The sequence below is a fragment of the Actinotalea ferrariae CF5-4 genome (genome assembly GCF_000603945.1).
GTDB lineage: Bacteria > Actinomycetota > Actinomycetes > Actinomycetales > Cellulomonadaceae > Actinotalea > Actinotalea ferrariae.
Genome location: NZ_AXCW01000481.1, coordinates 1 through 482 on the forward strand (window position 1 = coordinate 1; position 482 = coordinate 482).

1 protein-coding gene is annotated in these 482 nt (G+C 79.3%); it reads right to left on the bottom strand.

The window, feature by feature from the left end; translation table 11 throughout:
- Nucleotides 1-482 (bottom strand): oxygenase MpaB family protein (locus N866_RS18930; protein WP_155855507.1); only part of this gene is annotated, 482 nt, incomplete at both ends.

Genomic DNA, 482 nt, shown 5'->3' on the forward strand with positions numbered 1-482 from the left:
AGCAGCGGCGGCTGCGGCCGCAGCACCTGGTCGGCCAGCGCCCGGGCCGGCGCACCGACCGCGAGCACCCCCTCCACGTGCGCCTGCACGTACGCCTCGAGGCCGGCGGCGTCGGCGGGCACGGCGGCCTGGACGCCGAAGAGCCGGCCGAAGCGGTGCATGTCCCGCACGTAGGCGTCGCGCTCCGGGTCCGGCACCCGGCGCACGAGGACGTCGGTGGTCCGCAGGGCCGACCAGACCAGGGTCGCCCACACCCACTGGGCCAGGGCCGGGTCGTGCGCGGTGTAGGCGGTCCCCGCCCCGAAGGGGCCGGCCTCCTCGGCGAGGGCGCCGCGCACCGGCGCGTGCCGTCGCCCGACACGGCGGGCCGCGTCGTGCGCCTGCTCCCGGTCCCCGAACGTGACGGTGAGCACCGCGTCGAGCGTGCCGCGCAGGCGCCGCAGCGGGTCGCCGGTGAAGTCGCTGTGGGCCGTCACCCCGGC